We start from the raw sequence: 25,715 nt of genomic DNA, 5'->3' as shown, positions 1-25,715 counted from the left end.
CCCACACTCCCCCATCCCACCTAACGTTCGGATTTTGGCATTACTGAATCGGTGTTCTAGGGGTTATCGCAGAGTACCCCTACGGGGAACGCCAGTTCACGCTAGTCGCTACCCTGCGGGAAGCCGCTTCCGGCGTCTACAAGTCTGGCGACCGAACGCGTCGGCTCCTTTATGCCGACGGCACTTCCTACAAGTCGGGGAACCCGCCCAACGGAGTGCTTCGGGAAACCCGTCCACCGGACTGGCTCACCGCTACGCTAACATCAAGCAGTGCCTTGTCTTGGCGGTTCGATTTTAATCCCGACTGATCAAATGCCTAGGCGTAGCTCGTCGTAGACATCGCCCAGATATTTTGACTATCAAACCCCAAACTTGACTCCGTACATAGACTGTTAACGACAAACTGCTACGTGTTTAAACACAACTCACTTGTTAAGAACAAATTTTTTTAAATTGTTACTGAAATCTTCAAATAATTGCATTATCTCAAACGCTTTAGTAGAAGAAATCCCGCATTTAAAGTTCGGTTTCACTGACTTATGCTGCAATCATTAGCCCGATAAATTTATTGATAAGTAAAGCGCGAGCTAAAGTCAAAGCCATGAGTAACCTTTCCCATCGCCACTAAGATTATTTTGAATCTGAAGCAACGAACAGCAATAATTTGTGGCAATACGTACAATCTCTAAGCCCTGAAAAGGTTGCCCAACTTTCTCAACCTTCTTCACCTGAGATATTGCAGTTAATTCAACGTGCTATTGTTGGGATCTTGGGTAACTTGCCCCATGACAGATATCAGTCCGTAATTACCACCAGCCGCGATGAACTAGGCAGACTTTTAGGTTCTGCAATGGTAGACGGCTATTTCCTACGCAATGTCGAACAGCGACTAGAAATGGAAAAGTCATTACAACTTACAGGTGTTCAATTCTAAAACACTGAACAGTCGTAATGCTGGAACTAGTATTGGTTTAATAGAGATGAGAGAGCAGTAAGTCCCTCATCTCCCTGATCTTTTTACCGCTTGCCAGAAGGCTGCCAACCGCGACGCTCAAGAACTTGCCGCACCTCTGGGCTGGGATTATAGTTATAGCCATAGGAAGAGCGTTCTGAGTCATCCATAATTTGAGGTGTGAGCAATACAATTACCTCTCTGCGTTCATTGCTTCTATTTGTCTTTCTAAACAGCGAACCGATTAAAGGAATATCACCCAAGATAGGAATCTTAGAAACACTTGTTCGGTCTTGGTCTTGAATAATACCTGAGAGAATCAGCGTTTGACCATCTCGCAAGCGAATCATTCCAGAAGCAAGAGAGCGTTCAGACACTAAAATGATTTGTCCATTTCCTGTATTTTCTGCGGCTGTAGGTGCGCTGACAGTCGGAGCAACCGATAGAGAAACAAAGCCATTGTCATCAATCCGGTCAATTTTCACATTCAAGGTTAAGCCAACTTTTTGTTTTTCTATTTGTCTCTCTGTCCTAGAGCCACCCGAAGTATCCGTTGTTTGAATAGTGATGTTCCCTACCACTTCTTGAGTTAGGTTGACAAGAGCTTGCTGGCCTTCTTGCACAATTAACGTTGGATCGGTCAAAATCTTGGCATTGCCATTTGTTACTTGAGCCTGCAAACTAGCGAGTAATCGTTTGGGGAATTGGTATAAAGAGGGAAGAGATGCAACAGCTGTACCGAGAGTACCTCGTGAGACACTCGATGTACCATCAGCATTCCGCGTCACAATGGTATCCGTTGCTGGAGTAATATTAGAGAAACCTGGTTGTAGCGGATTGCTATTAGTAGGAGCAACAGGTTGATAAAAGGTTCCACTTCCCGGATTTTGGGTTACCGTGCTTGTACCATCTGGGTTTACTACTACAACACCTGGAGTAGTTCCGGGAATACTTACGCTGCTATTTGGATCAAGGAAAGGAGAGCCTGTAACTGGATTCTGAATAACTGGTGTACTAGTCACGCTACCTGCCGCTTCAGAAGCAGTAGCAGGTCTAGAGCCACCAAAATTCAGAGATGCTGCACCACCATCATTAGCAAAGAAGTTGTTCCCTACCCCAAAAGAAAAACTAGTGTTGTAATCCTGGGTTCCTGTAAGATTAACATCAACAATTTTGACGTTAACCACCACTTGACGACGGCGGATATCAAGCTGAGTCAGTTGAGCCATCGCAATATCAATTAGCCTCGGAGAACCAATCAAGGTAACGGAATTAGTACGCTCATCTCCTAATGCCTGTAAACCTCTAAGTAAGGGGTTAGAGTCTTTAAAATCAACCCGTTGAGTTTCTAGTTTGGTTTCTGTAGTTGTCTGAGTTTGGGTGACTGCGGCTGTTGAATTACCCACGGGTACAGCACTGACGCTGGTAACAAGTCGTTCCCGGCTAATGGCACTTTCTGCTCCCAAACCGACTAAAAAGTTGAGTGCGACTCCCACGGTTACCTGATTAAGTCGTAGGCTACGCATCACCGTATCACGCGTAGAAGTAGGCAGTTTCGATCCCACAAAAACGGTGCGACCACTACGGTTTGCTTCTAAACCACTCAAGCGCAAGACGTAATTAAACACATCTTGTACTGGTTCGTTTTCTATATCTAGGGAGATGGTTTGAGAGATTGCTTGTCCATTAGCAGCAGTACCACCTCCTGCTCCCTCTCCTCCAACATAAGCTAGGTTAAGCCCAGCAGCACGGGCTAGTAGTGATAAAACCTCCCGCACTGGTGCATCTCGCAGCACTAAGCGAGGGACACGTTCCTGAGTTGCTAGGTCAATGGTACTGGGAGAAGCATCAGTGTTGGAGATGGCAATATCTCCCACTGGTGGGGCCACAGCTCTAGGCAAGAAAGGTGGTCCCTGGTTCGGAGGTTGACCTGGACCAGCCGGTAATGCAGGTTTGCCGTCAATCGTGACTTCCGGGTTGGGGAGGAGAACATCTGGTTTTGTACTAGGTTGCGATGGGGCCGGAGTAGATGGGGTTGTTGCTATTGGTATTGGTGCTGTCGGTGTTGGTGTTGATGCTGTGGTACCTGCGGATGGGCTAAAGCCGAGAGTAATACCATTTTGCTGCCGTACCACAGGTTGATTGCTAGGGGCATTATTGCTTCCAGTTACCACCACCCGGATGCTATTGGCATCAAGCTGAAGAATTTCAACGGAGGCAATTCCCGAAGTCGGGTTGTCTTTGCGGAAATTATTGCCTTGTGGTAAACGTAGTTGAGTATTAATAAGATCTGTAACTAAAGCTTTGCCTCTTTTAGTTGTGAAAACTTGCGGGCGCGAGCCTGAAGATGTTTTCAAAACAAGATTAATTCCACCATTCACTGGATTTAGCTGTACGTCAGTAATTTGGGTAGTGTCTGCCCAAACTGGTTGCGCTGCCAAAAAGACAAAAGCGGCGGTACCCAATAATAAACTATTACCGTGAAGCTGTTTCACAGTTCATTCCTCACCTGATAAAATCTTGTTGACAAATAATTTTTGAGTAGATATGTTGCCACATTCAAAATGAGCAACCTTAGATGCCTAGAACTCAATTGCTAGGGCTAGTAGCTGAAGCCTACTCAGGTAGACTGAAAACTAAATCTGGAAAAAATTTAGACCTCTTAAGAGGACTTTCGCTATGCAGCCCTATGTTAATAACCTCTGCGTGTTATTAGGACTGGTGTAAGATCTAAGTTTAGAAGTGTTCTTGTTTCTACTCAGAACTCAGCATTATTTGCTATTACTTCTTAGGAGCAGCGGTAGCAGCAGATGCAGCTATTTCTTCGGGAGTAAGTGGCATTAATGCTTGTAACTGGAAATTTGTATTAATTGATGCAGGACCAACCTTCTGCACTCCTTTTTCTGATGACGAGTCAGCTGGTACTCTAGCCAATGTCGATTGATAATCTTTAACTATCAATAAAGGCTGTAAACGCTCAATATTACGAAGAATTGATTGTGTTTGTTCATAAGTACCCACAATTTCAATATTGATACTGCTGCGTTTTAGCTTGCCATCGACCAGTTTTCCAAGACTGCCATCATTAATCGCTTCTGATTTCTGTGAAGCTGGCACAAATCTTTTCAATTTAGCTGTCCCTAGATTGCCAGGAACTTTAGCATTGCCAGTTTCAACCAAGCGATTCAGATCAAGTAGCAATGTATCCAAGGTTTTTTCATTAGAAAATAAACTTAAAACTTGGACTTGTTGCAGTTTTGCCTGGTCTAGCTCTGCTTTTACCTGATCAATCTTTTTGATACTGGCTTTCTTTTGATCAACTTGTCCTTGCAGTTCGGTAATTTTTGCTTGCTTTTGTTGATAAGTATCCCAAGCTGGCATTAACAGATTAAGAACTATATACAAGGCTCCCGCAAGACCCACAACCCCTACCAAAATCCCAATGATTTTCGGTGTAAAGCTAATCCCAAACACCACGGGGTAGGCTGGAGATTCTAGACCAAATTCCCCATTTTGTTCTGCAAAATTTAAATCTTCACTCAGCGTCATTTTGAGATGACTCCTGTTTGTTGCAAACTACGAATTCGAGTCACCAGCCCCACGGTGCCTTTTTGCTCTAGCTCCCGGATTAATTCCGAAGCTGGAACATCGCTTAGGCTTGATTGAATAGTGTATTTAACAATTTGAATTGGCGGAATTTTTACGTCATTTTTAGCAGCACCTTCTGGTAATGGTGCATTGACCAACTCTGCTGTAATAATTTTGCTTTCTGACGACTTTAAAAATCGGGATTGTTGCAGAGTGAGCAAAAAATCATTGACATCGTTAAAAGAGCGAGCCAATCCGGTAATTTCTATTCCTCCAGCTGGATTGCCTGGTGGTTGCCCTGGGGCTGGAGCAACGGGTGGGATTTGCTTGACATTCTCAATTTGCACTCTTGCAGGTATGCGATCGCGCAAGTCTTGCAACATAGCTGACCACGGACGAATCTGGTCAAACACTGTGACTAAAGCTTGTGTTTCCCCTTTGATTTTGTTAGTCTGTTCTTTAATTTTGTTAATATTTCCTATTTCTGTATCTAGCCTCTTGTTTTCTTGATCTAGTTGTGCTACTTTTTGCTCTAATTCAACATTTTTTGCTTCTAACAACCACCAAGCGCCTGCCGCAACTGTCGGAAAGCAAATACCTATTGCTACTCCCAGATACATTGGTGTTAAGTTCCCAACAGGAAGTTTAATTCCTCCTTGTCTACTAGACTTTTTCTGGAAACTCGGACGGTCCTTAAGAAAGTTAATATCCAGACTGTACATTCTGTCACACCTCCCTAATTCCTAGACCCAGTACTGTCGCTAAGCCAGAGCGTTGCACTACAGGGTATTTCTCTTCGTTAACTTCTAAGGACAAAGATGCTATGGGATCGATTTGAGCGGTTGGCAAGCTCAATCTTTGGGTAAAAAACTCATCTAGCTGTTGTAGTCCACCTCCAGGACCAGCTAGGAAGATTTGGGCTACCTCCAAATTTTCACTTTGATTGAGGTAAAAATCGATAGAACGACGCAGTTCATCAGTGAGTTCTCCCAATACCCTTAATAGGGCTGCCATACCGGGATTAATTTCGGTCATACCAGTTTTCCCTCCATCGACAGGAGTTGCCATAATTGTCATTCCCTGCAACAATTCCATATCTCGTGATGTCGGTAAACTCATAGCTTTCGACAGAGCATGTTGCATTTGATAAGTGCCTATCGGCACAGTGCGCGAAAATTGTGGTACTCCGTTAACAATGATGGCAATTTCTGAACTATCAAACTCTATATCAACCAATACTGCTGCTTCTTGAGGACCGAATTGCCGCAGTTGATCGCGAATTGTCCGAATCAGCGCAAAACTGTTAATCTCTAAAACATCGATTTGCAATCCTGCTTGCTCAAATGTACTGATATATGCGTCCGTCACCTCCTTACGTGTAGCAACTAAGAGTACTTGTACTTTTTCAATACCATCCTCATCTACAAAGTACCCAAGTTTTTGGTAATCTACATCAGCTTCTTCACGAGGATAAGGTAAATACAAAGCTGCTTCATGGTTTAGTACCATCTCCCGCAGTTCTTTATCATCTAACTCTGCTGGTACAGGTATTAAACGTACAATTGAATCTCGTCCTGGTACAGCAGTAGCAACCCGAGAAGCTTTAATTTTACTTTCAGCTAGCGCCTGCTGAATTAACTGCGCCATTGCTGGAGGGTCGGTGATTTGACCATCGGTAATTAGTCCTTCGGGAACTGCTACTGATGTTAAGGCTTCTACTTTAAAGCCTTGACGCTGTTTGCGTAGTTGAACTATATTCACCCTTTCTGGTGCTAGTTCAATACCGACTCCTTTATTAGATTTGCCAAACAGACTATTGAAGCTTTTCACCACTTTGTTGCCCGTCGCACTGCTAAATTGAAAAGTTAAATGTTACTAAAAAACGATCTTGGTACTAGGTAATAGATTTAGCCTATAATCTCGACAATTCTGCATAACCTTTTCACTCTGAGCAAGCGTAAATATACTAGTAAAATGTTTAAAATTCACAAATTCAAACGACTGTCTGTATTTGTACTGCTCGGTTTATTGACCAGCTGGATTGTTAGTTGCAGCACAGGTAACGTTGGCACAGAAACAAAACAGACTTCTTCAGGAGCAGCCAATATTGAGTTTTGGACGATGCAACTCCAACCTCAATTTATTGGCTACTTCCAAAACCTAATTGCAACTTTTGAGTCGCAAAACAAAGGTATAAAGATTAACTGGGTTGACATACCCTGGGCTGCGATGGAGAACAAAATCTTAACAGCTGTCTCAGCAAAAACGCCACCTGATGTTGTAAACCTCAATCCGGATTTCGCTTCTCAACTTGCAGGACGAAATGCCTGGCTAGATTTAGATACGAAAGTTCCAAATGAAATTCGTTCCTCCTATCTGCCAAATATTTGGAAAGCTAGCACACTCAATGGTAAGAGTTTTGGTATTCCCTGGTACCTCACCACGCGGCTAACCATTTATAACACTGATTTATTAAAACAGGCAGGTATCAATAAATCACCTAGTAACTACGTAGAATTAGCACAAGCGGCACAACAAATTAAAGATAAAACTGGTAAATACGGTTTTTTTGTAACTTTTGTACCGCAAGATTCCGGTGAGGTGTTGGAATCATTTGTCCAAATGGGAGTTACCTTAGTAAATACCGAGGGTAAAGCAGCCTTTAACTCTCCACAAGGCAAAGCAGCTTTTCAGTATTGGGTAGATTTGTACAAGAAAGGATTGCTACCTAAAGAGGTATTAACCCAAGGTCATCGCCATGCTATCGATTTATACCAAGCCGGAGAAACAGCATTTCTGGCTTCGGGACCAGAATTCCTAAAAACGATCGCCAATAATGCTCCAAAAATTGCTCAAGCTTCAGCGATCGCACCGCAAATTACAGGTGAGACAGGTAAGAAAAATGTCGCTGTGATGAACGTAGTTATTCCCAAAGATAGCAAGCATCCGGATGCTGCTGTTAAATTTGCTTTATTTCTCACTAATGATCAAAACCAATTAGCTTTTGCTAAAGCTGCTAACGTTCTGCCATCTACAGTAAAAGCACTATCTGATAGCTACTTTAAAGATGTTCCTGCTACTGCTACAACAGTGGAGAAAGCGCGAGTTATTAGTGCCAAACAACTACAACAAGCAGAGATATTAACGCCCACCTTGAAAGATTTCAACAAATTGCAAAAGGCAGTTTATGAGAACTTGCAAGCAGCAATGTTAGGGCAAAAGACTGTAGATAAAGCTGTAGAAGATGCGGCACAACAGTGGGACAATAGATAGTTTTTAGCAATTGGGTATGAAAATAACCCTCAGTCTAGAAATTATTGTGATTACCGAGATTTTTGCAAGAGTCAAATTTTTGTATTGAAAACGATTCTGCTCAGGATTGAAGTTCTAGGCTATTAGTTCAAGTCAACTTAAGTAGGCTGAAATCATTAGGCTTCTTGCCTAAGTCTATTTTTTGCATATCAAACCACAGATAACCACAGATAGAAACTGATATTTATCTAGGTTTATTCGTGGTTATTTTTTAACTTATTCAGATTTTTTGATAGATTTATTAATCAGTGCTATTGATGAGCGGAATTTAACTATTAGCCTAAGAATTCAATTACCTAGTGGGATAGCAACGAAGTTAGAAAAGAAAAATATTTGATAAATCCGGGTAATGGGGAGCACTAAAAGTATGGGCATACAAAAACATAGAAGCGGATAGGCAACTCTACAAAAACACCCAAAGGCAAATACACAGGTTACATAAATAGGAGTAAAAATGTTTTTATAGATGTCAAACGACAAAAGTTAATACTTAAAATTAGTTTATAAGAATTGACAAATAACTATTATTTTCCATTGTCTATTTCCTAATTAATTTTTCCTAAAAAATGTCCAATTAAATACAGCGAACCACACAAAACAACCAAGTTCTCTGTAGAAGTAAAAGCTGCTTCCAATGCTGATGCTAAATCTGGAGAGGATTGGCAAAAACTTAATTCTGGACAAACATCAATAGCTAGGTTTGCTAATTCATTAGGAACAGCTGAAGAAGTATCCGGTACTGGTACAAGAAATAATCTATCCTCCTGCCTTAATAAGGCTTGGAAAATATCGGCATGGTCTTTATTTGCCATCATTCCCATCACCCAAGTTACTGTAGGAGTATTCAAGGTATTCACATAATCGCGTAATACTTGAGCACCCGCGGGATTATGGGCACCATCAAGCAATAATTTATGTTTTCTCCAAGTAACCCATTGAATACGCCCAGGCCATTTAGTTTTTGCCATGCCATTAATGATGGCTGCTTGAGTAATTTGCCATTTCTGTTTTTGGAGAATTTCTATAGCAGCTAATGCCAAGGCAGAATTAGTTAATTGAATTTGTCCTTGTAACGGTAGAGGATATTGAATTAATTTAGAATTTTCAATTGTTTGATATTCAGCCCATCCAGGAGATATTGGACGTGCAGGCTGAGGTGTAAACATTGGGCATTGTAATTCTTGAATCCGCGATCGCACCACTTCTAGGGCATCTTTTGGCAATGGCCCCAAAACAGCCGGACATCCGCTTTTGAGAATTCCAGCTTTTTCTTTAGCAATATCGGCAACAGTAGGGCCTAACTGCTGCCAGTGTTCGCGGCTGATAGAGGTAATTACTGTCACTAGAGGCTGAGAACAAACATTAGTAGCATCCAAGCGCCCTCCCAATCCAACTTCTACAACCGCCACATCGACTTGTTGCTGGGCAAAATACAACCAAGCCGCTGCGGTAATAACTTCAAACTGAGTTGGGTACTCGTCATCAGGAGCGTTCGCTGCTTGCACTTTTTGTAATAATTCGTACAATTCCTCTGAGGAAATTGGCTGTTCATTGAGACAAATACGTTCTGTCCAATCAACTAAATGAGGAGAAATATAACGTCCTGTACGATAACCAGCTTCAGTCAGAACCGATGAAAGATAGGCGCATACAGAACCTTTGCCATTAGTGCCAGCAACATGAACTACCGGGACTTGATGATGAGGATTCCCAAGATTTGCCAATAGTTTGACAATGCGTGAGAGTCCCAGATTGATGCCAAAAGGTTGAAAGGATTTTAGTAGAGAGTCAATATCCACAATTGGAGACGGGGATGAGTAGAGGGGGAAATGAAGGAGATCTAGAGGGCAAGGAGGACAAATAACTATTGACCCTTGACCCTTGACAAATGCCCTAATACCAATGAACCGACTGTTTCTTTTTACAGAAACAGTCGGTTAAAGTATGTTAATTTTTATTCGAGTTTAAGCTTCTCTGTTTAAAAAGTTTTGAACTTGTTGGATCGCAGCCGCGCCAATGTTAAATACAGCCCAACCAGCAGCAATAGCAATAGGTGCTAAAACGAGTGCTACACGAAAATCAATGTCCATATTTAGAACTCCTCTGTTAAATAAATTAAAGTTTTGTCAACTGCTCTCATTTTTATTGTTAGCTGAAGTGGGCAATTTTTCCAGCCCCATGTGTAAAGAATGTTTACAATTTTGTAATTGGTCATTTGTCCTTTGTCATTGGTCAAGAGAAGCCAGCGCCGTGGGCGGGTTTCCCGACTTGAGGCGACTGGCGTTCCAGAGTCAACGGTCAAGAGTCACAAGGCTATAGTAGTTTCTTCCTTGTCCCCCTTGTCCCCCTTGTCTCCCTGCTCCCCTGCTTCCTCACTGCGGCTTGGTAAATCCAATATCAGTTCCCTTACCAGCATGAACCAAAGCTAGCTTTTGGTAATGTTCAGCGTGTTCGATAAGTTCTGCGGCTTCGGTGTCTGTGATTTGGCGTAGTACTTTGCCAGGAATGCCCACGACTAAAGAAAATGGTGGTATATCCTTAGTTACTACTGCACCAGCACCAATAATGCTACTAGCTCCTACCCTTACTCCGTCTAAAATTATTGCCCCAATACCAATCAAACTGCCACGTTCAATATAGGCAGAATGTACCACAGCACGATGTCCTACGGTGACATGATCTTCTAAGATGGTAGGAAACCCAGGGTCACCGTGTAGAATAGCGCCATCTTGTATATTCGTGCATTCGCCAATTTCAATGCGTTCTACATCTGCCCTTACGACTGCTCCATACCAAATGCTTACCCCTGCGCTTATGTTTACCGAACCGATAACGATCGCATTGGCTGCAACAAAGGCAGCTTGAGAAAAATCAGGAGATGGCCAGTAAGAAGCTGTAGACACGATAGAATATGAATATGGTACCCAGGAACACTGGAGAAACTCCAACATTTAAGGCTGGTTGCAAAACCAGAATATCACAAGGTCAAGCTTCTATCCTGAGGAAGACACTAGTGAATACTATTCCTGCAACAAGTCAGTGACCGTGTAGCAGTGAGCAGGTAACCCCAAGTGGTGGAGCCGAAGTGTAAAATCCAAACCACTGGTGCTGGTGAAGACAAAATTATGTTTCTACGCACTTCATGATGAATCCAGGCTTGCAGTACCCAATATTTGGTCCCGAAATTCAGTGTCCCCACTGTCGCCAAACCATTCCGGCGTTGACACTAACAGATACCTACTTGTGTCCGCGTCACGGGGCGTTTGAGGCTAATCCCAAAACTGGTGAATTAATCCATTTACAGTCGGGGCGTCATTGGCGAAAGTGGAATAGTGAATGGTACAGACAACATACCCATCCCGATGGTATTCGGTTTGAAATTCACGAAGCACTAGATAAGCTGTATACCCAAGGTTACCGAGCCACGCGGGTGATTATTGCTCGCCGTTATCAAGAATTGATGAGTGGCTATTTAGAACGCAGCACGCCTTGGCGTTCTGGACAACAGCCCGAAAATTCATCTGCACGACTGTACGGTTTACCTGTGGAGTTTAGCCCCGATCCCGCAGACGAACCCTGCTGGGAAGTGATTAATTTCGATTTGGAAAAAGAGCCTGGTGTCCCTGTGCGCTATCCTTATTTCCGATTATTTGAGTAAATGGTTGTTAGTCATTAGTCAAGAGTTAACAGTCAAGAGTCAACAGTCATTATGAGTAGCAAATAACTAATGGTAAAAGACAAATGACTAATGACAAAGGACAAATGACTAATGACAAAATTATGCACCACGCTTCTATTCGGACTGCGAATATTCATCGAGCGATCGCCTTCTATGAACAATTGGGGTTTACAGTTTGTGAACGCTTCACTACAGGCTACACCCTAGCTTGTTGGATGGAAGGATTGGGTGGCAGAATTGAACTAATCCAAATTCCTGAACCGAAACCAGCCCCAGATGCTTTTGCAGACGAACATTATGTGGGCTACTATCATCTCTCGTTCGATTTAACGGAAGTAACACCAGATTTACCAACTTGGTTAAACAGTTTACAAGAACGATTGGCAACAGCGGCTCTACAACCGCTAAAAGTGCTTTTAGAACCAACACAGCAGCAAATAGGCGATCGCATCTTTGAGGTTGCTTTCATTGCAGATACTGATGGCTTACCTCTGGAATTCATTCGGATTTTAGCAAAACTCAACTAATTTCGCTTTTCTATTGATTATTTCTGCTGGTAGAATAGCTTATCTCGGTAGTTTTGCTTAGGTGACAAAGGGATCGCAAGGATTAGACTATAGTCATCAAGACAAATAAATGTAACTTAGTTTACAGAGTATCTGCAAAATCCATGTCTCTGTTTTCCACCTTGTATAGATATCGTTTTCCTTTATTACTGCTAAGTCTATGGATGATTGCAGTGTTTTTATTTGGTGGTAAACCTGCTGATAGCCAACACATGGTGGTGTCCCAGCAGATACATGCTCAATCTACAGTATATGCACAAAAAATCATAGCCCAAACAGTGACAGAAAACGTCCGCAAGACATTGCTAGAGAATGGCCTCACGGTACTGACAAAAGAAGTGCATACTGCCCCAGTAGTAACTGTACAGGTTTGGTACAAGGTAGGTTCGCGCAACGAAGAACCTGGAGTGAATGGCATTGCTCACCAGTTGGAACACATGATGTTTAAAGGCACGCAAAATCGTCCAGTTCAATTTGGACGATTGTTTAGTGCTTTAGGTAGTGACTCAAACGCTTTCACCAGCTACGATCAAACGGCATATTATGCTACTGCGGAACGGAATAAGCTCAAAGCGCTGCTCATCTTAGAAGCAGATCGGATGCAAAATTCGCTAATTGATACCGACCAACTAGGAAGTGAGAAGCGAGTAGTAATTTCTGAGTTACAAGGTTACGAAAATAGCCCGGAATATCGTCTTAACCGCGCTGTGATGCGTGCAGCTTTTCCTAATCATGCTTACGGATTGCCTGTGGGTGGCACAAAAGCTGATGTGGAAAACTTTACAGTTGAGCAAGTGCGGCATTACTACCGCAAATTTTACAGTCCCGACAATGCCATTTTAGTGATTGTGGGAGATTTTCAAACTGCCTCAACTATAGAAACAGTTAAAGAGATATTTGGGAAATTACCAAAAAACAGTACTGAGAAACCAGTGGCGAGTGGCGAGTCAAAACCACTCAGCAACGCCAGTCCGCTCAAGTCGGGAGACCCGCCCACGCGGCTGGCTCCTCAGCACGGGCTAAACGCCCCGCTACCGCTAACAGCACTCACCACTCCCATCGTGCTGCGCGAAGCAGGAGCAGGGGAAATGTTGCAAGCAGTGTATCCTCTACCTGATGTGAATCACCCAGATGTGCCAGCCTTGAATGTGATGGATTACATTTTGACAGAAGGACGAAGTTCTCGGCTTTATCAGGCATTAGTAGAATCAGGTTTAGCTAGTGAAATTACAGCTGCTGTCGCTAGCTTACAGGAATTTGGTTGGTACGAGATCTTAGTGACAGCAGCTCCTCATAAAAATTTGACAAAAATTGACTCCGTGCTGAAGAAAGCGATCGCTGACTTAGTAAAAAAAGGAGTGACACCAGAAGAAGTAAATCGAGCTAAGGCTCAATTAGAAGCAGCGATAATTTTAGCTAACCGCGATATCACTGACCAAGCAATGCAATTGGGCAATGATGAAACAACTACTGGTGATTATCGCCATACAGAACGCTTCTTAGCAAATGTTCGCAAGGTGAATTCGGCTGATGTTGTGGCTGTAGTAAACAAATACCTCAAACCAGAAGCACGTGTAGTCGGCTTGTTTGAACCAAGCCAAAAACAGACAAAAACAGGTACAGGCAAACCACACTCCACACAAACTACAGAAAATTTCTCTCTAGGGGCACCTGTAGCGCCAACTGAGCTATTAAAGTACCTGCCTCCTGTGGATGAAGTAATAGATATAGCGAAGCGAGAATTACCACAACAATTTAAGTTTGCCAATGGTTTGCAGTTATTACTACTGCCCGACCGTAGTACTCCCACAGTTACCCTGAGCGGTCATATCAACGCAGGTATGGAATTTGACCCAGAGGATAAAGCTGGATTAGCATCTTTGGTGGCAGATAACTTAATGAATGGGACTAAAACCAAAGATTTTTTAGCAATTGCCAAAACATTGGAAGACCGCGGGGCCAGTCTGGAGTTTAGAGCATACCGTGAAGGCGTACGGATTGAAGGTGATAGTTTAGCTGGGGACTTACCCATACTCTTGGAAACTTTAGCAGACGTAGTTAAAAATAGTACATTTCCAGCAAAAGAATTGGAACTCGATCGGCAACAATCTTTGACTGCTCTAAAAATAGAATTGGATGATCCAGATGAAGTAGCAATCAGAACATTTGTTCAGTCAATTTATCCGAAAAAGCATCCATTGCATACATTTCCTACCGAGAAGAGTCTACGGCAGATTAAGCGTAAGGATGTAATTGCTTTCAAGACCAAACATTATCGTCCAGACACGACAGTGTTAGCTTTGGTAGGAGATTTTGATCTAGCAAAAGTGCGATCGCTCATTCAAAGTGAGTTTGGTGGCTGGGAAGTTAGCGGTCAACCGCCGAAATTAAAATATCCTCAAGTGTCCATGCCAGCAGGAGTAGTACGTGTAAACTCAATCCTTCCAGGTAAAGCCCAAGCTAGTACTTATATGGGTTGTACGGGCATTAACCGTCAAGATCCCCGATTTTATGCAGCCTCAGTATTGAATCAGATTTTGGGAGGCGATACCCTATCTAGTAGACTCGGCGCAGAAGTCCGCGATCGCCAAGGTCTGACTTATGGAATTTATAGCTATTTTAAAGTCGGAAAAAATGCTGGGACTTTTTGGATTGAAATGCAAACCAGCCCAGAAGACACTAGTAAAGCGATCGCCAGCACTCACAAGCTATTAAAACAAATCCATCAGCAAGGCGTAATTGCATCAGAAGTTGAAGCAGCTAAAAAAACTCTCATCAGTAATTACAATGTTTCTTTGGCAAACCCAGAGGAATTAACAAAAAGTATTTTGATGAATCAGGTATATGGATTGGATGAAGTCGAATTGCGCTCTTTTACAAAAAAAATTCAGCAAGTTACCTTGGCTCAAGTCAATCAAGCTGCGCGTGAGTTACTCCATCCAGATAAAATTGTGGTAGTGACTGCTGGTCCTGCTGTATTAGCAGACCAAAACATTAAGTAAAAATAGTTTGGGAATGGATAATAATAAAGAATAGATTGAGTGCTTTTTTTCTAGATTCATTAGTTTTCAATTGCCACCATTAGTTTTTTAGGACTACCCAGAGAAATGATTTGGTTAGTTACAAAAATTATTATTAAAATCTTGAATTTGCATACTTATTTTCTTGGAATGCAAGCAATCAAGCGGATTTACATTATCCTCTTATTAATGCTGTGCTTTGGTGTCAGCAATATTCAGCCGACATTAGCAGCGAATGTATCTGGCGATTTACTTAAGCAAGCCGCTATCGAAATTCCAGTTAGCTTAGGGAATGCAGCTAACGAAATCAAATTTGAGCCGAATAACTTGGAATTTGTGACTGGTAAACGCTACAATCTGCGGCTCACCAATCCTAGTCAACTAAAGCACTATTTTACCGCCAAGGACTTTGCCGATAGCATCTGGACGCAAAAAGTTGAAGCAGGTAAAGTAGAAGTCAAAGGAGCGATCCACGAAGTAGAACTGAAGCCAGGTGCTACAGCAGAATGGGTATTTGTACCATTGAAGCCAGGAAAATACACCCTACGCTGCTCAGTACCAGGACACACAGAAGCAGGGATGACGGGAGAGATTACCGTCAACAATTAACTATTCCACATTCAGGAATTTTGCCAGTGGGCAGTAACAAAAAATCTATATACTGTCAATCAAGGGACGAGAGATTAGACTCGATCCAAAAAATAACTAACAGCTAACAACTGACACCTGACACCTGACACGCGAAGCGTAGTAAAAAATAAGCTAATTTAAATATAGATATTATTTCTCAACTACCTAGAAAAAATTAACTTTCTGCGTTCCAGCGCCCATCACTTTTAATTTCCCATGAACATTCTCAGTAACTTACTTGCTCAAACAACTCAGCCAACATCGCCAAAAAAGCAGCGCCGAGGTATCGAAATTAAATCGCCGCGAGAAATTGACATTATGCGGCAATCAGCAAAAATTGTAGCAACTGTACTTAAAGAAATTTCTGAGCTAGTACAACCAGGAATGACTACGGCTGACTTGGATGCTCACGCGGAAAAACGTATTCGAGAAATGGGTGCAACACCAAGCTTTAAGGGCTATCACGGTTTTCCTGCTTCTATCTGCTCTAGTATTAACAATGAAGTTGTACATGGGATTCCTAGTTCAAAGAAAGTAATTCGCACTGGGGATGTATTAAAAGTAGATACGGGCGCTTATTATCAAGGCTTTCATGGCGACTCTTGCATTACAATTGCCGTGGGTGAAGTTACCCCAGACGCCGCTAAACTAATTCGTGTAGCTGAGGAAGCTCTGTATAAGGGAATTGAACAAGTAAAGGCGGGTGTATACTTGCTGGATATTGCTGGGGCAATTGAAGACCATGTAAAAGTCAACGGTTTTACTGTGGTCGAAGAATTTACCGGACACGGCGTTGGACGTAACCTGCACGAAGAACCTTCAGTGTTTAACTTCCGCACCAGAGAGATGCCAAATGTGAAACTACGTGCGGGAATGACATTGGCAATTGAACCAATTTTAAATGCAGGTTCTAAGCATACACGAACTTTAGCCGATCGCTGGACAGCCGTAACTGTGGATAATGCTTTGTCGGCGCAGTTTGAGCATACCGTTTTGGTAACTGAGACTGGCTATGAGATTTTGACCGATCGCACGAAAATTTAACAATCAAGAGTCAATAGTCCATAGTCAAAACCATTGACCCTTGACCATTGACTCTGGACTTGGCTTCTCAATCTAAGATTTAGGTAAATAGCGTATAACTTCGGCAACTGACCAAGCCTGAGCGATCGCGCCTTTGGGTTGGTGGGGTGCGTCGCCATCAAAAATCTCAGAAATAGACCCAAGACAAGCATCATGTAAGAAGTGTTCCAGTAGGGGTTGCCAATCAAAAGGCAGTGGTTCTTCTGGATAAAAACGCTCCCAAGCACGAATAAACGCGCCAATCAGCCAACTCCAAACAGTACCCTGGTGGTAGGCGCGATCGCGCTCCTCTGGAGTTCCTTGGTATTTCCCAATATATTGCGGATCGGCTGGATCGAGGCTCCGCAGTCCATAGGGTGTAAGCAAACTAGAAGTTGCTACTGTAAGTACTTGACGTCCTTGTTCTTGTGGAAATCCACAATGGTGTAGGGACAGTGCTAAAACTGCATTGGGTCGAATTTGGCAATTACGGCGATCGTCTAGCTCGATGGTGTCGTACAAATAGCAGAGTTTGGGATTCCAAAACTTTTGTAAGGAAACTTGTACCTGTTGTGCTTGTTGGGCATAACGCTGTGCTTGCTTTGCCAGACGTTCTGAGGAATTGCTATCCTGAATTTGGCTTAATCGTTCTGCCCATTGGCTCAGCCAACACAAAGCAGAATACCACAGGGCGTTAATTTCCACTGGTTTACCAAGGCGAGGAGTCACAGGCTCCCCTCCAACCACAGCATCCATCCAGGTCAAAGCTACATTACGAGCATTCCAACTAACCAGCCAATCAGTAGCATCAACATGGATATTGTAGCGGGTGCCACCTACAAATGCTTTATGGATTTGCTGCACCACAGGGAATTGCTCTGCCAAAAACTGCCAGTCTTGCGTAGCTTCCAAGTATAGTCCTAGAGTTTCGATCCACAACAGCGCTGCATCAATACTGTTGTAAAAAGGCTCACCACCGACATCAGGAAATACATTCGGAATTAGACCTTGGCGACAGTAATACCCAAAAGTTCGCAATAGCCCTTTTGCCAGTTCAACGCGTTGTGGGACTAGTGCCAACCCTGGTAAAGCAATTAAAGTATCACGCCCCCAATCATTAAACCAATGATAACCAGCAATCACAGTCGGCCCGGTAATTGAGGCTCGATAAACAACAAAGCGATCGCTGGCTTTTAATAGTTGTTGCCAAATTGGGGATTGGGCATAAGACAAAGGAGGATTTTCTTTCCTATCTCCCTCATCCCTTCGCTCCCATCCAAAAATCTGAGACAGCCTTTCTTCCTCGGCCTCTATAGCTTCTGTAAAGGTTTCACAACTAAGGAGATCTGGGTGTGGTTCAGGAAAGCCTACTCGGACTTCTAAAGTTACGACATCTCCTGGTTTAAGAGTAACTATCAAGTAACCAGGGCTGTAAAGGTCTTCGCGATCGCCTAATCCCCGTTGGGTTTCTTCTGGCAATCGATAATCCCAGTACCATACTCCATCAGGTTGATAGTCTCCTTGTGTCCAGCGTAAATGCCAAGGTGTACCAAAGCGTCCGCCAATAATCGCTTGCAAGCAAACTTGCTGCGGCAATAGCACTTGTGAAAAGTGTAATTCTGGAGAAGCACTTTGTTGATGGTGAAAGTCGCGATCGCCAATCAACAATCGCAACCTTAAAATACCTACTTCCGTGCCTTCATAGCGATACTGAATCAAAAGGCGATGGCACAAGGTGGGGTGCGGTGTCGAAGAGGGGAGAGACAAGGGGGACAAGAAAGAAAATGCTCCCTTTTCTCCACCTTTCTCAGGCTCCACCAATCCATAGGGCATGACTAATTGTCTACTTAGTTGCCAATTATCATCGCCCCAAATCCATTTTGGAACTGGGTTAATATCAAAAGAGCGTAGCAGTTGATAGCCAGTAGGTTCTATTCGACCACTGCCCCAGTAATTCGTTCCCAATGCCACTACTTTCCCTTGGACTTCTAGGCTAGCTTCTAAGTGCGAAAGCAGCAGAGTACGCTCAGAAGGTGGGTTTGTAGCGGCAAATAACCAACCGTGATAAGTACGTGTACGGACATCTGAAACTGTCCCACTGGCAAAACTACCTAAGCCATTGGTCAGCAACCACTCTCTTTGATCTAAATCTGCCATTTGCTACTCAAAATCGTTATGACTATGATATAGTCGTAACAGATCGTAATTAAACTGTGAGATAGCCCTGAAGGAGGGTTTCCCTCCGTAGGGGACTACGAACCCGAAGGGTGACAGCGTGGATGGGTAAGTTTTTACTGACCCGAATCCCAACGCTAATAAATGGATATAAGTTGAAGGAGAATTTAGGTTAATGTCCCTCACTTACGGAACAGAAGGAAGCCTCCGCGTTGGTCAACAGGCTCCAGAATTTACAGCAACAGCTGTAGTGGATCAGGAATTTAAGACCATCAAACTTTCCGACTATCGCGGTAAGTATGTTGTTCTATTCTTTTATCCCCTAGACTTTACCTTTGTTTGTCCCACTGAGATCACAGCATTTAGCGATCGCTACGAAGAATTCAAGAAAATTAACACGGAAATCCTTGGTGTTTCCGTTGATAGCGAGTTCTCTCACCTAGCTTGGATTCAAACTGACCGCAAATCTGGTGGTGTCGGCGACCTGAATTATCCCTTAGTTTCCGACATTAAGAAAGAAGTAAGTGCAGCTTACAACGTTCTTGATCCAGCAGCAGGTATTGCTCTGCGCGGTTTGTTCATCATCGATAAAGATGGTGTTATCCAGCACGCTACCATAAACAACCTAGCTTTTGGTCGTAGCGTTGATGAAACCCTGCGGACATTACAAGCAATTCAGTACGTTCAGTCTCACCCCGACGAAGTTTGCCCAGCTGGTTGGCAACCTGGGGATAAAACCATGAATCCCGATCCAGTCAAATCTAAAGTTTACTTCTCTGCTGTCTAGCTTTCTCTTGCCAGAAAATAGCAACGCAGTATACTGGATTTAAGAGCAGTATCATTTATAACCACAGATAACCACGGATGAACACAGATACAGATGAATCGGTGTCAACTTCAGTGCCTATCTGTGGTTTTTTCATTGTGCTTCGCGTGTCATTGGTCATTTGTCATTTTTCATTTTTCATTGGTCATTAAATTTTGGATTCTTGATCTATGGACTATGGACTCTTGACTATTGCCTTTAAACAATCAAGGATTAAAAATATGCTAACTTCAACTGATTTTAGCGGCTTATTAAATGAGCGTTTCTTTCGCAATTTTCTGCCAATTCCAGCTATAAATCAGTTAAGGCTGGAAGTAGGAACACCAGACTTTCAACTACCGGATATTACCAACGGTAGTTTGGTAAAATTGTCAGATTTTCGAGGTAAGCAACCAGTCTTACTGGCTTTTACCCGGATATTTACAGAAAAGCAATATTGTCCATTGTGCTATCCTCACATCAAAGCTTTGAATGAAAACTACGAGCAATTTAAAGAGCGTGATATAGAAGTTTTGATGATCAGTAGCACTGACGAAAGACAAAGCCAAATAGTTGTGAGAGATTTAGGCTTAAAAATGCCGTTATTGAGCGATCCTATTTGTCGAGTCTTTCGTAAATATCGAGTAGGACAAGCTTTAGGAGCGCCTTTACCAGCACAGTTTGTATTAGATAAAGAAGGCAAACTTCGCTACTTCCATTTATTTTCTTTTTTGGATCATAACGCCAGTGTTGAGACATTGTTAGAACAATTCAATTTATCAGTTAAGTAGATAAGGCTCATAAAACTAAGTTTTTACTAAGAGGAATGGGGAAAGGAATCAAGGCAAAACTCTTACCTGGTATCTTTTTCCCTTGTTATTTTTAAATTTTTATAAACAAAAGTTTACTTGACTTAATTAGATTTTGCTGAATTACTTATAAGGTATAAAATTAACATCTGTTTGCATACTTGTAAGGCTTTGAGGTTTGCTCATGCTGAAGCTTTATCACTCTCCAATGTCTCCTAACTCCCGCCGAGTCTGGATTACACTGCTAGAAAAAGAACTAGAGTTTGAATTAGTAGAGGTAAAACTGGATGGAGAGCAGTTTAAACCAGATTTTTTGACAATTAGCCCTTTTCATCACGTTCCGGTTTTAGAAGATGAAGGGTTTCATATAGTAGAATCCTTAGCTATTTTGGACTATTTAGAGGCAAAGTACTCTACCCCTACAATGCTGCCCAAAGATGCCCAGGATTTGGCGATCGCGCGGATGGTACAAATGGTAACGGTAAATGAGTTGTTATCTGCCATCATGCCGTTGACCCCCCAGATGCTAGGCTTACCTGGAGGAGATCCGGAAAAAATTGAGCAGGCAAAGCAGAAAGCCTCAACAGTGCTGAAGTTTTTCGAGAATTTGCTAGACGATCGCCCTTACTTTGGTAGTGAACACATCACTCTAGCTGAGCCTGTTGCTGGCACTTTAGTACCCTGGTTGCCAAGAGGAGGTGTCTCCTTAAACGACTATCCGAAACTGAGTGCTTGGTGCGATCGCTTGCTTGCACGTCCAACATGGCAAGCTACTGAGGTTCCGCTGGAAATTATGAAGGCGCGCATGGCCGCAAGAATGGCGCAGCATAATGCAGGTTAAAGGATTAAGCTCATATTGATGAAAGCTGAGAAATTTTCTGATGCTCAAACTTTACCACCAGCCTATTTCGGTAAACTCCCGTCGCCCCTGGATTGCCTTACTAGAAAAGGGACTGGATTTTGAACTAATAGAAATGAAACTGGATGGCGATCAGTTTCAACCAGAGTTTGTGGCGCTCAATCCCTTCCATCATATTCCCGTGTTAGTTGATGATGACTTTAGGGTAGTAGAATCCTTAGCAATTCTGGACTATCTAGAGGCCAAGTATCCCACGCCTGCTTTGTTGCCCAAAGAAGCGAAGGCTCTAGGCACGGTGCGGATGGTGGAAATGGTGACGATAAATGAGCTACTACCTGCAATGAATCCACTGTTTCGCCAAATGATTGGCTTTGACGACGATCCCCAGAAGGTAGAGGAGGCAAAGCAGAAATCAGCTACCGCACTGGCTTTCTTTGAAGAACTACTAGGCGATCGCTCATACTTTGGTAGTGAGCAATTAACTCTTGCTGATATCGTTGCTGGTTGTAGCATTCCCTGGCTACCGCAAATGGGAGTAGCTTTAAATCCTAAACTCCAAGCTTGGTGCGATCGCTTGATGCAACGTCCATCCTGGCAAACTACCCAACCTACCCCAGAGACAATTGAAGCGTTTAAGTCTCGGATAAAAGTTTTAATGGCAAAAAATCAACCCCAATAAAGGATTTCCAAATAAAAAAATATCCATCGCGTTTAGAGCAGGGAAGCAGAAAATCAGCGGGAGAAACAGTCGTGTTGAGTCCAGAAATGGAGTTCCCTAAAAAATTAACATAGCTTCGCGCCTCAGACGCCATGAAATTCTGGGCGCGAAACATGATTTTTTATAGCTTGACCTGTTGCAAATGACTGCGGGGATTGTAAGTACGTATAGCCCGGATTTTTTCATAGTATTCCCGCTCTTGTTGGCTAAGGTCTTTTGGTGGGACAATCGCCACCTTCACCAACTGATCGCCACGTCCACCTTTGGCTAGGGGCCAGCCTTTGCCACGTAAACGTAGGGATTGACCAGAACGCACTCCCGCAGGCAGCTTGACGTTCACTGAACCATCGGGTGTGGGAACATCAATTGAAGCTCCGAGAGTGGCTTCATCTGGTGTGATCGGAAGTTCACAGACAAGATTGTCGCCTTCAATTTGGAAAAACGAGTGGGGCTGAAGTTCTACCTTTAAGAACAGATCACCCCGTTGTTGAGTCATAGGGTTCACTTGACCTTTGCCCCGCACACGCAGGCGAGTACCGGATTTAGCGCCAGCCGGGATACGGACCTCTATCGTTTCGTTGCCAAGGCTGAAGCGCTTTTGCACACCAGCAAATGCTTCGGCAAAACTGAGAGCGATCGCGGCTTCACTATCTTGAGTTGCACCTGCACCCGCACCTACATCTTGAAAACCAAAATCATTAAAACCGCCAAAACCACCTGGTCTACCTGTGGAAGTACGATAAGAAGAGCTTTGGCGACTACTGCGAGGGCCAGCACCACCAAATAACTCATTGAGGAAATCATTAAAGCTGCCGTATTGGCTGAAGTCAAAGCCGCCCATATCAACCCCAGCACCACCGGACGGGAAGCCTTCACCAACTTGTTTCCAATATTGACCAAATTGGTCATACTTTTTGCGCTTGTCTGGGTCTGACAAAACCTCATAGGCTTCGTTCACTTCTTTGAAACGCGCCTCTGCTTGTTTATTGCCTGGGTTGACATCGGGATGAAACTTACGGGCTAATTTACGAAAAGCTTGTTTAATTTCCTCTGGAGTGGCAGTCTTACTAACTCCCAAAATTGTGTAATAGTCTTTGAAGTCGGTTGCAGCCATCTACCAGCCTCCTCTAGAAATTTCTGTTATGTTATTCTTACAAAGTTCTGAGCGGAGGTTTCCTCCGATCAACGCCAGTTCGTTCAAGTCGGGAGACCCTTTCGGCAGTTCCTCCTGGGGGGAACCCCCAAGATCGGACTGCCTCACCACACGACTGGCTCGACTTTGCGCTTTTTCTAAGATATGAGATTTGTGATTTGCCAGGTATAATACCGAGCAATATAGATTCTGATTTTAAATTAACAAACATCATAGAAAATCATGTGGGGTTCTCGCTCGCATGATGAGCGCAATTTCCGTACTTCCGCAATTGGGAAAAGCGAATTAGGCAGTCAAGTCCTTCTTCTAAGTTTGGTGGGGCATCCCGGAGTTGACAATGCATTCTCAAGATGATTTCTTCAGGAACCCGGCGATCGCGTTTTTGATTACGTGCCAAACACAGCCACAATGGAGTATCTGCCCAAATCCCAATAATTTTACTAAAGCCCACGTCGCGGGCTAGAGCAACGATCTCCCGGCGATGGCGGCGTTGGGCGTTAGTAGCGTCATAAATCGTTGTTTTCCCTGAGATACTAGCCTGCTGTAGTTGCCGCTGAATTTCTCGCCAAATGAGCAGCCACGGTCCTTGAATGGCTTCATTCCCAAACAAAAGCCCCCGAATCGCATCTGTAGAAATCAGCTGCATCTGGGGGCATTCTACTAACAATTTTTTTGCCCAGGTTGATTTACCACTACCCGGAAGACCAATCAGTAATAAAAGTGCTGAGTTTTGAGTAGCGATTGCTGAGTCCGGAATTAAGACTGAAGAGTGATTAGAAGTTTTAATCATAAACTCATAACTCAGCACTCAGCACTCAGCACTGTTAAATGATTGTGCCATCGGGAATGACAGCATTTTTTAACACGACCACAATGCCACTGCGGATATAGAAGCCCTGATTTTCGCGATCGGCTTCTTGTACATTGTCTTTATTGATAATTTTGACATCTCTACCGATGCGGGCATTTTTATCAATAATTGCACGGCGAATAATGGTATCTGCACAAATGCCTACGGAAACTTCATCTGTGAACAAGTTACATTGCCGTTCTACAGAAGCTTGGTAATAGTCGGCACCCATAATTAGGGATTCTTCGATGATGCTGCCAGATTCAATGCGCGATCGCACTCCCAACACCGAGTGTTCAATGCGGCAATTTTTCAGAATACAACCTTCACCGATGATTGATTGGGTGATATTACAATCTAACAGCTTCGTGGGAGGCAAGTACCGAGCACGGGTATAAATTGGCGCTTCTTCATCATAAAAGCTAAAGGGCGGTTGGGGTTGCTGAGTCAGCGCTAAGTTGGCATTATAAAACGCTTCGATGGTTCCAATATCTTCCCAGTAACCATCAAATAAGTAAGCTTGAACGTTGTGATCTTTAGCAGCATCAGGAATGATTTCTTTACCAAAATCCGTACTTTCTAAAGATTCTCGCAATAACTTGATCAAAACATCTTTTTTAAAGACATAAATCCCCATCGAAGCGATGTAGGGTTGGAGTTGAGCTTGTTCTTTGCTCAATCCGAGTATGGTGGTATCGACCTGCATTTGAGCTAAAGCTTCGCCTTTGGGTTTTTCGCTAAAATCAACAACCCTACCAGATTCATCAATTTTCATCAAGCCAAAATCGGAGGCGCGGCGATCGTCGATGGGAATAACAGAGAGAGTAATATCCGCACCTGTTTCTCTATGGCGTTGGACAAACTGGCGGTAATCCATCCGATAAAGGTGATCCCCTGAGAGGATCAAATATTCCTCTGCATCCCATTCTTCCAACAACCAGATGTACTGACGCACAGCATCAGCTGTACCTTGGAACCAGTTGGGGTTTTCTGGTGTTTGCTGTGCTGCCAAGACTTCAACAAAGCCTTCGCTGAAGCCACTAAAATTGTAGGCACGAGCAATGTGGCGATTCAGAGACGCTGAGTTGAATTGTGTCAGGACGTAGATTTTAAATATTTCAGAATTTATGCAGTTGCTGACAGGGATATCGATTAAGCGGTACTTTCCTGCAACTGGTACGGCTGGTTTTGCCCGTAGTTTAGTTAGCGGGTAAAGGCGAGTACCTGCACCACCACCGAGAATGATTGCTAAAACTTTTTTCACAAAATGTCTCCCGACTGCCTTTCAACTCTCACCTTCAGTTTAGGACTGTATGTGGCAGCTGATAAGAGGGGATCGCAGATTCTGCTTAGTGAATTTTACAGAATGCTATCGGTAATCAATGTCGCTGCCAATAACTATATCCTTAAGAATTGTGTATTATTAAGCACTCAATAAATTGAAGCGATCGCTACACCAGTTTGACAACTAAGCAATCTATAAACGTAAAATCTCAGCTTATTTTCACAAAGCAGCATTTTGTAGGCAGTAGCAAAT

The 25,715-nt window shown here is 43.2% G+C and carries 23 protein-coding genes; 12 read left to right on the top strand and 11 right to left on the bottom strand.

What is annotated here, in order from left to right:
* Both BV372_RS35860 and BV372_RS02045 read left to right on the top strand, forming a co-directional pair.
* Positions 1-298 (top strand): hypothetical protein (locus BV372_RS35860; RefSeq protein WP_179197942.1); only part of this gene is annotated, 298 nt, incomplete at its 5' end.
* Between the two features lie 366 nt (positions 299-664).
* Positions 665-934: a DUF760 domain-containing protein gene (locus BV372_RS02045; protein WP_306298937.1), complete on the top strand. Its 270-nt coding sequence runs from the start codon at positions 665-667 to the stop codon at positions 932-934.
* An 83-nt stretch (positions 935-1,017) separates the two neighbouring features.
* Here BV372_RS02045 and BV372_RS02040 read toward each other — a convergent pair whose 3' ends face one another.
* From BV372_RS02040 to pilM, 4 genes are all read right to left on the bottom strand, one after another.
* Positions 1,018-3,447, bottom strand: coding sequence for a type IV pilus secretin family protein (locus tag BV372_RS02040; RefSeq protein WP_086682435.1), 2,430 nt, complete (start codon positions 3,445-3,447; stop codon positions 1,018-1,020).
* Positions 3,448-3,733: 286 nt separating this feature from the next.
* Positions 3,734-4,501, bottom strand: coding sequence for a pilus assembly protein PilO (locus tag BV372_RS02035; protein WP_086682432.1), 768 nt, complete (start codon positions 4,499-4,501; stop codon positions 3,734-3,736).
* Positions 4,498-5,262, bottom strand: a complete 765-nt coding sequence (locus tag BV372_RS02030; protein WP_086682427.1) for a PilN domain-containing protein — start codon at positions 5,260-5,262, stop codon at positions 4,498-4,500. The genes BV372_RS02035 and BV372_RS02030 overlap by 4 nt, the downstream gene beginning before the upstream one ends.
* Before the next feature lie 4 nt (positions 5,263-5,266).
* Entirely contained in the window at positions 5,267-6,373 is a 1,107-nt protein-coding gene (pilM, locus tag BV372_RS02025) for a type IV pilus assembly protein PilM (RefSeq protein WP_086682424.1), read from the bottom strand.
* Between the two features lie 141 nt (positions 6,374-6,514).
* Here pilM and BV372_RS02020 point away from each other — a divergent pair, with 141 nt between their 5' ends.
* Positions 6,515-7,813, top strand: a complete 1,299-nt coding sequence (locus BV372_RS02020; RefSeq protein ID WP_086682422.1) for a sugar ABC transporter substrate-binding protein — start codon at positions 6,515-6,517, stop codon at positions 7,811-7,813.
* A gap of 584 nt (positions 7,814-8,397) precedes the next feature.
* Here the strand turns inward: BV372_RS02020 and BV372_RS02015 are convergent.
* The 3 genes from BV372_RS02015 to BV372_RS02005 form a co-directional block, all read right to left on the bottom strand.
* Positions 8,398-9,651 carry a folylpolyglutamate synthase/dihydrofolate synthase family protein gene (locus BV372_RS02015; protein WP_086682419.1) on the bottom strand — a complete coding sequence of 418 codons (1,254 nt, stop codon included), beginning with the start codon at positions 9,649-9,651 and terminating at the stop codon, positions 8,398-8,400.
* A 165-nt stretch (positions 9,652-9,816) separates the two neighbouring features.
* Positions 9,817-9,942, bottom strand: a complete 126-nt coding sequence (locus BV372_RS02010) for a photosystem II protein Y (RefSeq protein ID WP_086682415.1) — start codon at positions 9,940-9,942, stop codon at positions 9,817-9,819.
* 282 nt (positions 9,943-10,224) lie between these two features.
* Positions 10,225-10,755 (bottom strand): gamma carbonic anhydrase family protein, encoded by a 531-nt coding sequence (locus BV372_RS02005; RefSeq protein WP_086682411.1) that lies wholly within the window; start codon positions 10,753-10,755, stop codon positions 10,225-10,227.
* Positions 10,756-10,994: 239 nt separating this feature from the next.
* Between BV372_RS02005 and BV372_RS01995 the strand changes: the two genes are divergently transcribed.
* The 5 genes from BV372_RS01995 to map all read left to right on the top strand — a co-directional run bounded on the left by BV372_RS01995 (position 10,995) and on the right by map (position 16,791).
* Complete coding sequence (locus BV372_RS01995) at positions 10,995-11,510, top strand: TIGR02652 family protein (RefSeq protein WP_086682408.1); 516 nt, start codon at positions 10,995-10,997, stop codon at positions 11,508-11,510.
* A 122-nt stretch (positions 11,511-11,632) separates the two neighbouring features.
* Positions 11,633-12,058: a VOC family protein gene (locus BV372_RS01990; RefSeq protein WP_086682505.1), complete on the top strand. Its 426-nt coding sequence runs from the start codon at positions 11,633-11,635 to the stop codon at positions 12,056-12,058.
* 143 nt (positions 12,059-12,201) lie between these two features.
* Complete coding sequence (locus BV372_RS01985; RefSeq protein WP_086682404.1) at positions 12,202-15,099, top strand: pitrilysin family protein; 2,898 nt, start codon at positions 12,202-12,204, stop codon at positions 15,097-15,099.
* A 207-nt stretch (positions 15,100-15,306) separates the two neighbouring features.
* Positions 15,307-15,726, top strand: coding sequence for a cupredoxin domain-containing protein (locus BV372_RS01980; RefSeq protein ID WP_373270735.1), 420 nt, complete (start codon positions 15,307-15,309; stop codon positions 15,724-15,726).
* Between the two features lie 237 nt (positions 15,727-15,963).
* Positions 15,964-16,791, top strand: coding sequence for a type I methionyl aminopeptidase (gene map, locus BV372_RS01975; protein WP_086682397.1), 828 nt, complete (start codon positions 15,964-15,966; stop codon positions 16,789-16,791).
* Positions 16,792-16,863: 72 nt separating this feature from the next.
* Here map and BV372_RS01970 read toward each other — a convergent pair whose 3' ends face one another.
* Complete coding sequence (locus BV372_RS01970; RefSeq protein ID WP_086682394.1) at positions 16,864-18,966, bottom strand: amylo-alpha-1,6-glucosidase; 2,103 nt, start codon at positions 18,964-18,966, stop codon at positions 16,864-16,866.
* 193 nt (positions 18,967-19,159) lie between these two features.
* Between BV372_RS01970 and BV372_RS01965 the strand changes: the two genes are divergently transcribed.
* The 4 genes from BV372_RS01965 (at position 19,160) to BV372_RS01950 (ending at position 22,136) form a co-directional block, all read left to right on the top strand.
* Complete coding sequence (locus BV372_RS01965) at positions 19,160-19,771, top strand: peroxiredoxin (protein WP_086682391.1); 612 nt, start codon at positions 19,160-19,162, stop codon at positions 19,769-19,771.
* A 260-nt stretch (positions 19,772-20,031) separates the two neighbouring features.
* Entirely contained in the window at positions 20,032-20,580 is a 549-nt protein-coding gene (locus tag BV372_RS01960; protein WP_086682502.1) for a redoxin domain-containing protein, read from the top strand.
* Positions 20,581-20,782: 202 nt separating this feature from the next.
* Positions 20,783-21,439 carry a glutathione S-transferase family protein gene (locus BV372_RS01955; RefSeq protein WP_086682388.1) on the top strand — a complete coding sequence of 219 codons (657 nt, stop codon included), beginning with the start codon at positions 20,783-20,785 and terminating at the stop codon, positions 21,437-21,439.
* A 40-nt stretch (positions 21,440-21,479) separates the two neighbouring features.
* Positions 21,480-22,136, top strand: coding sequence for a glutathione S-transferase family protein (locus BV372_RS01950; protein WP_086682384.1), 657 nt, complete (start codon positions 21,480-21,482; stop codon positions 22,134-22,136).
* 160 nt (positions 22,137-22,296) lie between these two features.
* On the opposite strand, the gene BV372_RS01945 is transcribed toward BV372_RS01950, so the two are convergent.
* From BV372_RS01945 to BV372_RS01935, 3 genes are all read right to left on the bottom strand, one after another.
* Positions 22,297-23,289, bottom strand: coding sequence for a DnaJ C-terminal domain-containing protein (locus BV372_RS01945; RefSeq protein WP_086682381.1), 993 nt, complete (start codon positions 23,287-23,289; stop codon positions 22,297-22,299).
* A gap of 259 nt (positions 23,290-23,548) precedes the next feature.
* Positions 23,549-24,118 (bottom strand): AAA family ATPase, encoded by a 570-nt coding sequence (locus BV372_RS01940; RefSeq protein WP_086682378.1) that lies wholly within the window; start codon positions 24,116-24,118, stop codon positions 23,549-23,551.
* A gap of 34 nt (positions 24,119-24,152) precedes the next feature.
* Entirely contained in the window at positions 24,153-25,442 is a 1,290-nt protein-coding gene (locus BV372_RS01935; protein ID WP_086682375.1) for a glucose-1-phosphate adenylyltransferase, read from the bottom strand.
* Positions 25,443-25,715 lie beyond the last annotated feature (273 nt).

Origin of the sequence: Nostoc sp. T09 (genome assembly GCF_002154695.1) — a bacterium.
Classification (GTDB): domain Bacteria; phylum Cyanobacteriota; class Cyanobacteriia; order Cyanobacteriales; family Nostocaceae; genus Aulosira.
Note: the sequence above shows the minus strand (reverse complement) of the source record. Positions and strands in the feature narration are given on the sequence as shown.

Coding starts and splice junctions, on each gene's coding strand:
- BV372_RS02035 (WP_086682432.1), bottom strand. CDS start 4,501: ATGACGCTGAGTGAAGATTTAAATTTTGCAGAACAAAATGGGGAATTT.
- BV372_RS02030 (WP_086682427.1), bottom strand. CDS start 5,262: ATGTACAGTCTGGATATTAACTTTCTTAAGGACCGTCCGAGTTTCCAG.
- BV372_RS02020 (WP_086682422.1), top strand. CDS start 6,515: ATGTTTAAAATTCACAAATTCAAACGACTGTCTGTATTTGTACTGCTC.
- BV372_RS02010 (WP_086682415.1), bottom strand. CDS start 9,942: ATGGACATTGATTTTCGTGTAGCACTCGTTTTAGCACCTATTGCTATT.
- BV372_RS01995 (WP_086682408.1), top strand. CDS start 10,995: ATGATGAATCCAGGCTTGCAGTACCCAATATTTGGTCCCGAAATTCAG.
- BV372_RS01990 (WP_086682505.1), top strand. CDS start 11,633: ATGCACCACGCTTCTATTCGGACTGCGAATATTCATCGAGCGATCGCC.
- BV372_RS01985 (WP_086682404.1), top strand. CDS start 12,202: ATGTCTCTGTTTTCCACCTTGTATAGATATCGTTTTCCTTTATTACTG.
- BV372_RS01980 (WP_373270735.1), top strand. CDS start 15,307: ATGCTGTGCTTTGGTGTCAGCAATATTCAGCCGACATTAGCAGCGAAT.
- map (WP_086682397.1), top strand. CDS start 15,964: ATGAACATTCTCAGTAACTTACTTGCTCAAACAACTCAGCCAACATCG.
- BV372_RS01970 (WP_086682394.1), bottom strand. CDS start 18,966: ATGGCAGATTTAGATCAAAGAGAGTGGTTGCTGACCAATGGCTTAGGT.
- BV372_RS01965 (WP_086682391.1), top strand. CDS start 19,160: ATGTCCCTCACTTACGGAACAGAAGGAAGCCTCCGCGTTGGTCAACAG.
- BV372_RS01960 (WP_086682502.1), top strand. CDS start 20,032: ATGCTAACTTCAACTGATTTTAGCGGCTTATTAAATGAGCGTTTCTTT.
- BV372_RS01955 (WP_086682388.1), top strand. CDS start 20,783: ATGCTGAAGCTTTATCACTCTCCAATGTCTCCTAACTCCCGCCGAGTC.
- BV372_RS01950 (WP_086682384.1), top strand. CDS start 21,480: ATGCTCAAACTTTACCACCAGCCTATTTCGGTAAACTCCCGTCGCCCC.
- BV372_RS01945 (WP_086682381.1), bottom strand. CDS start 23,289: ATGGCTGCAACCGACTTCAAAGACTATTACACAATTTTGGGAGTTAGT.
- BV372_RS01940 (WP_086682378.1), bottom strand. CDS start 24,118: ATGATTAAAACTTCTAATCACTCTTCAGTCTTAATTCCGGACTCAGCA.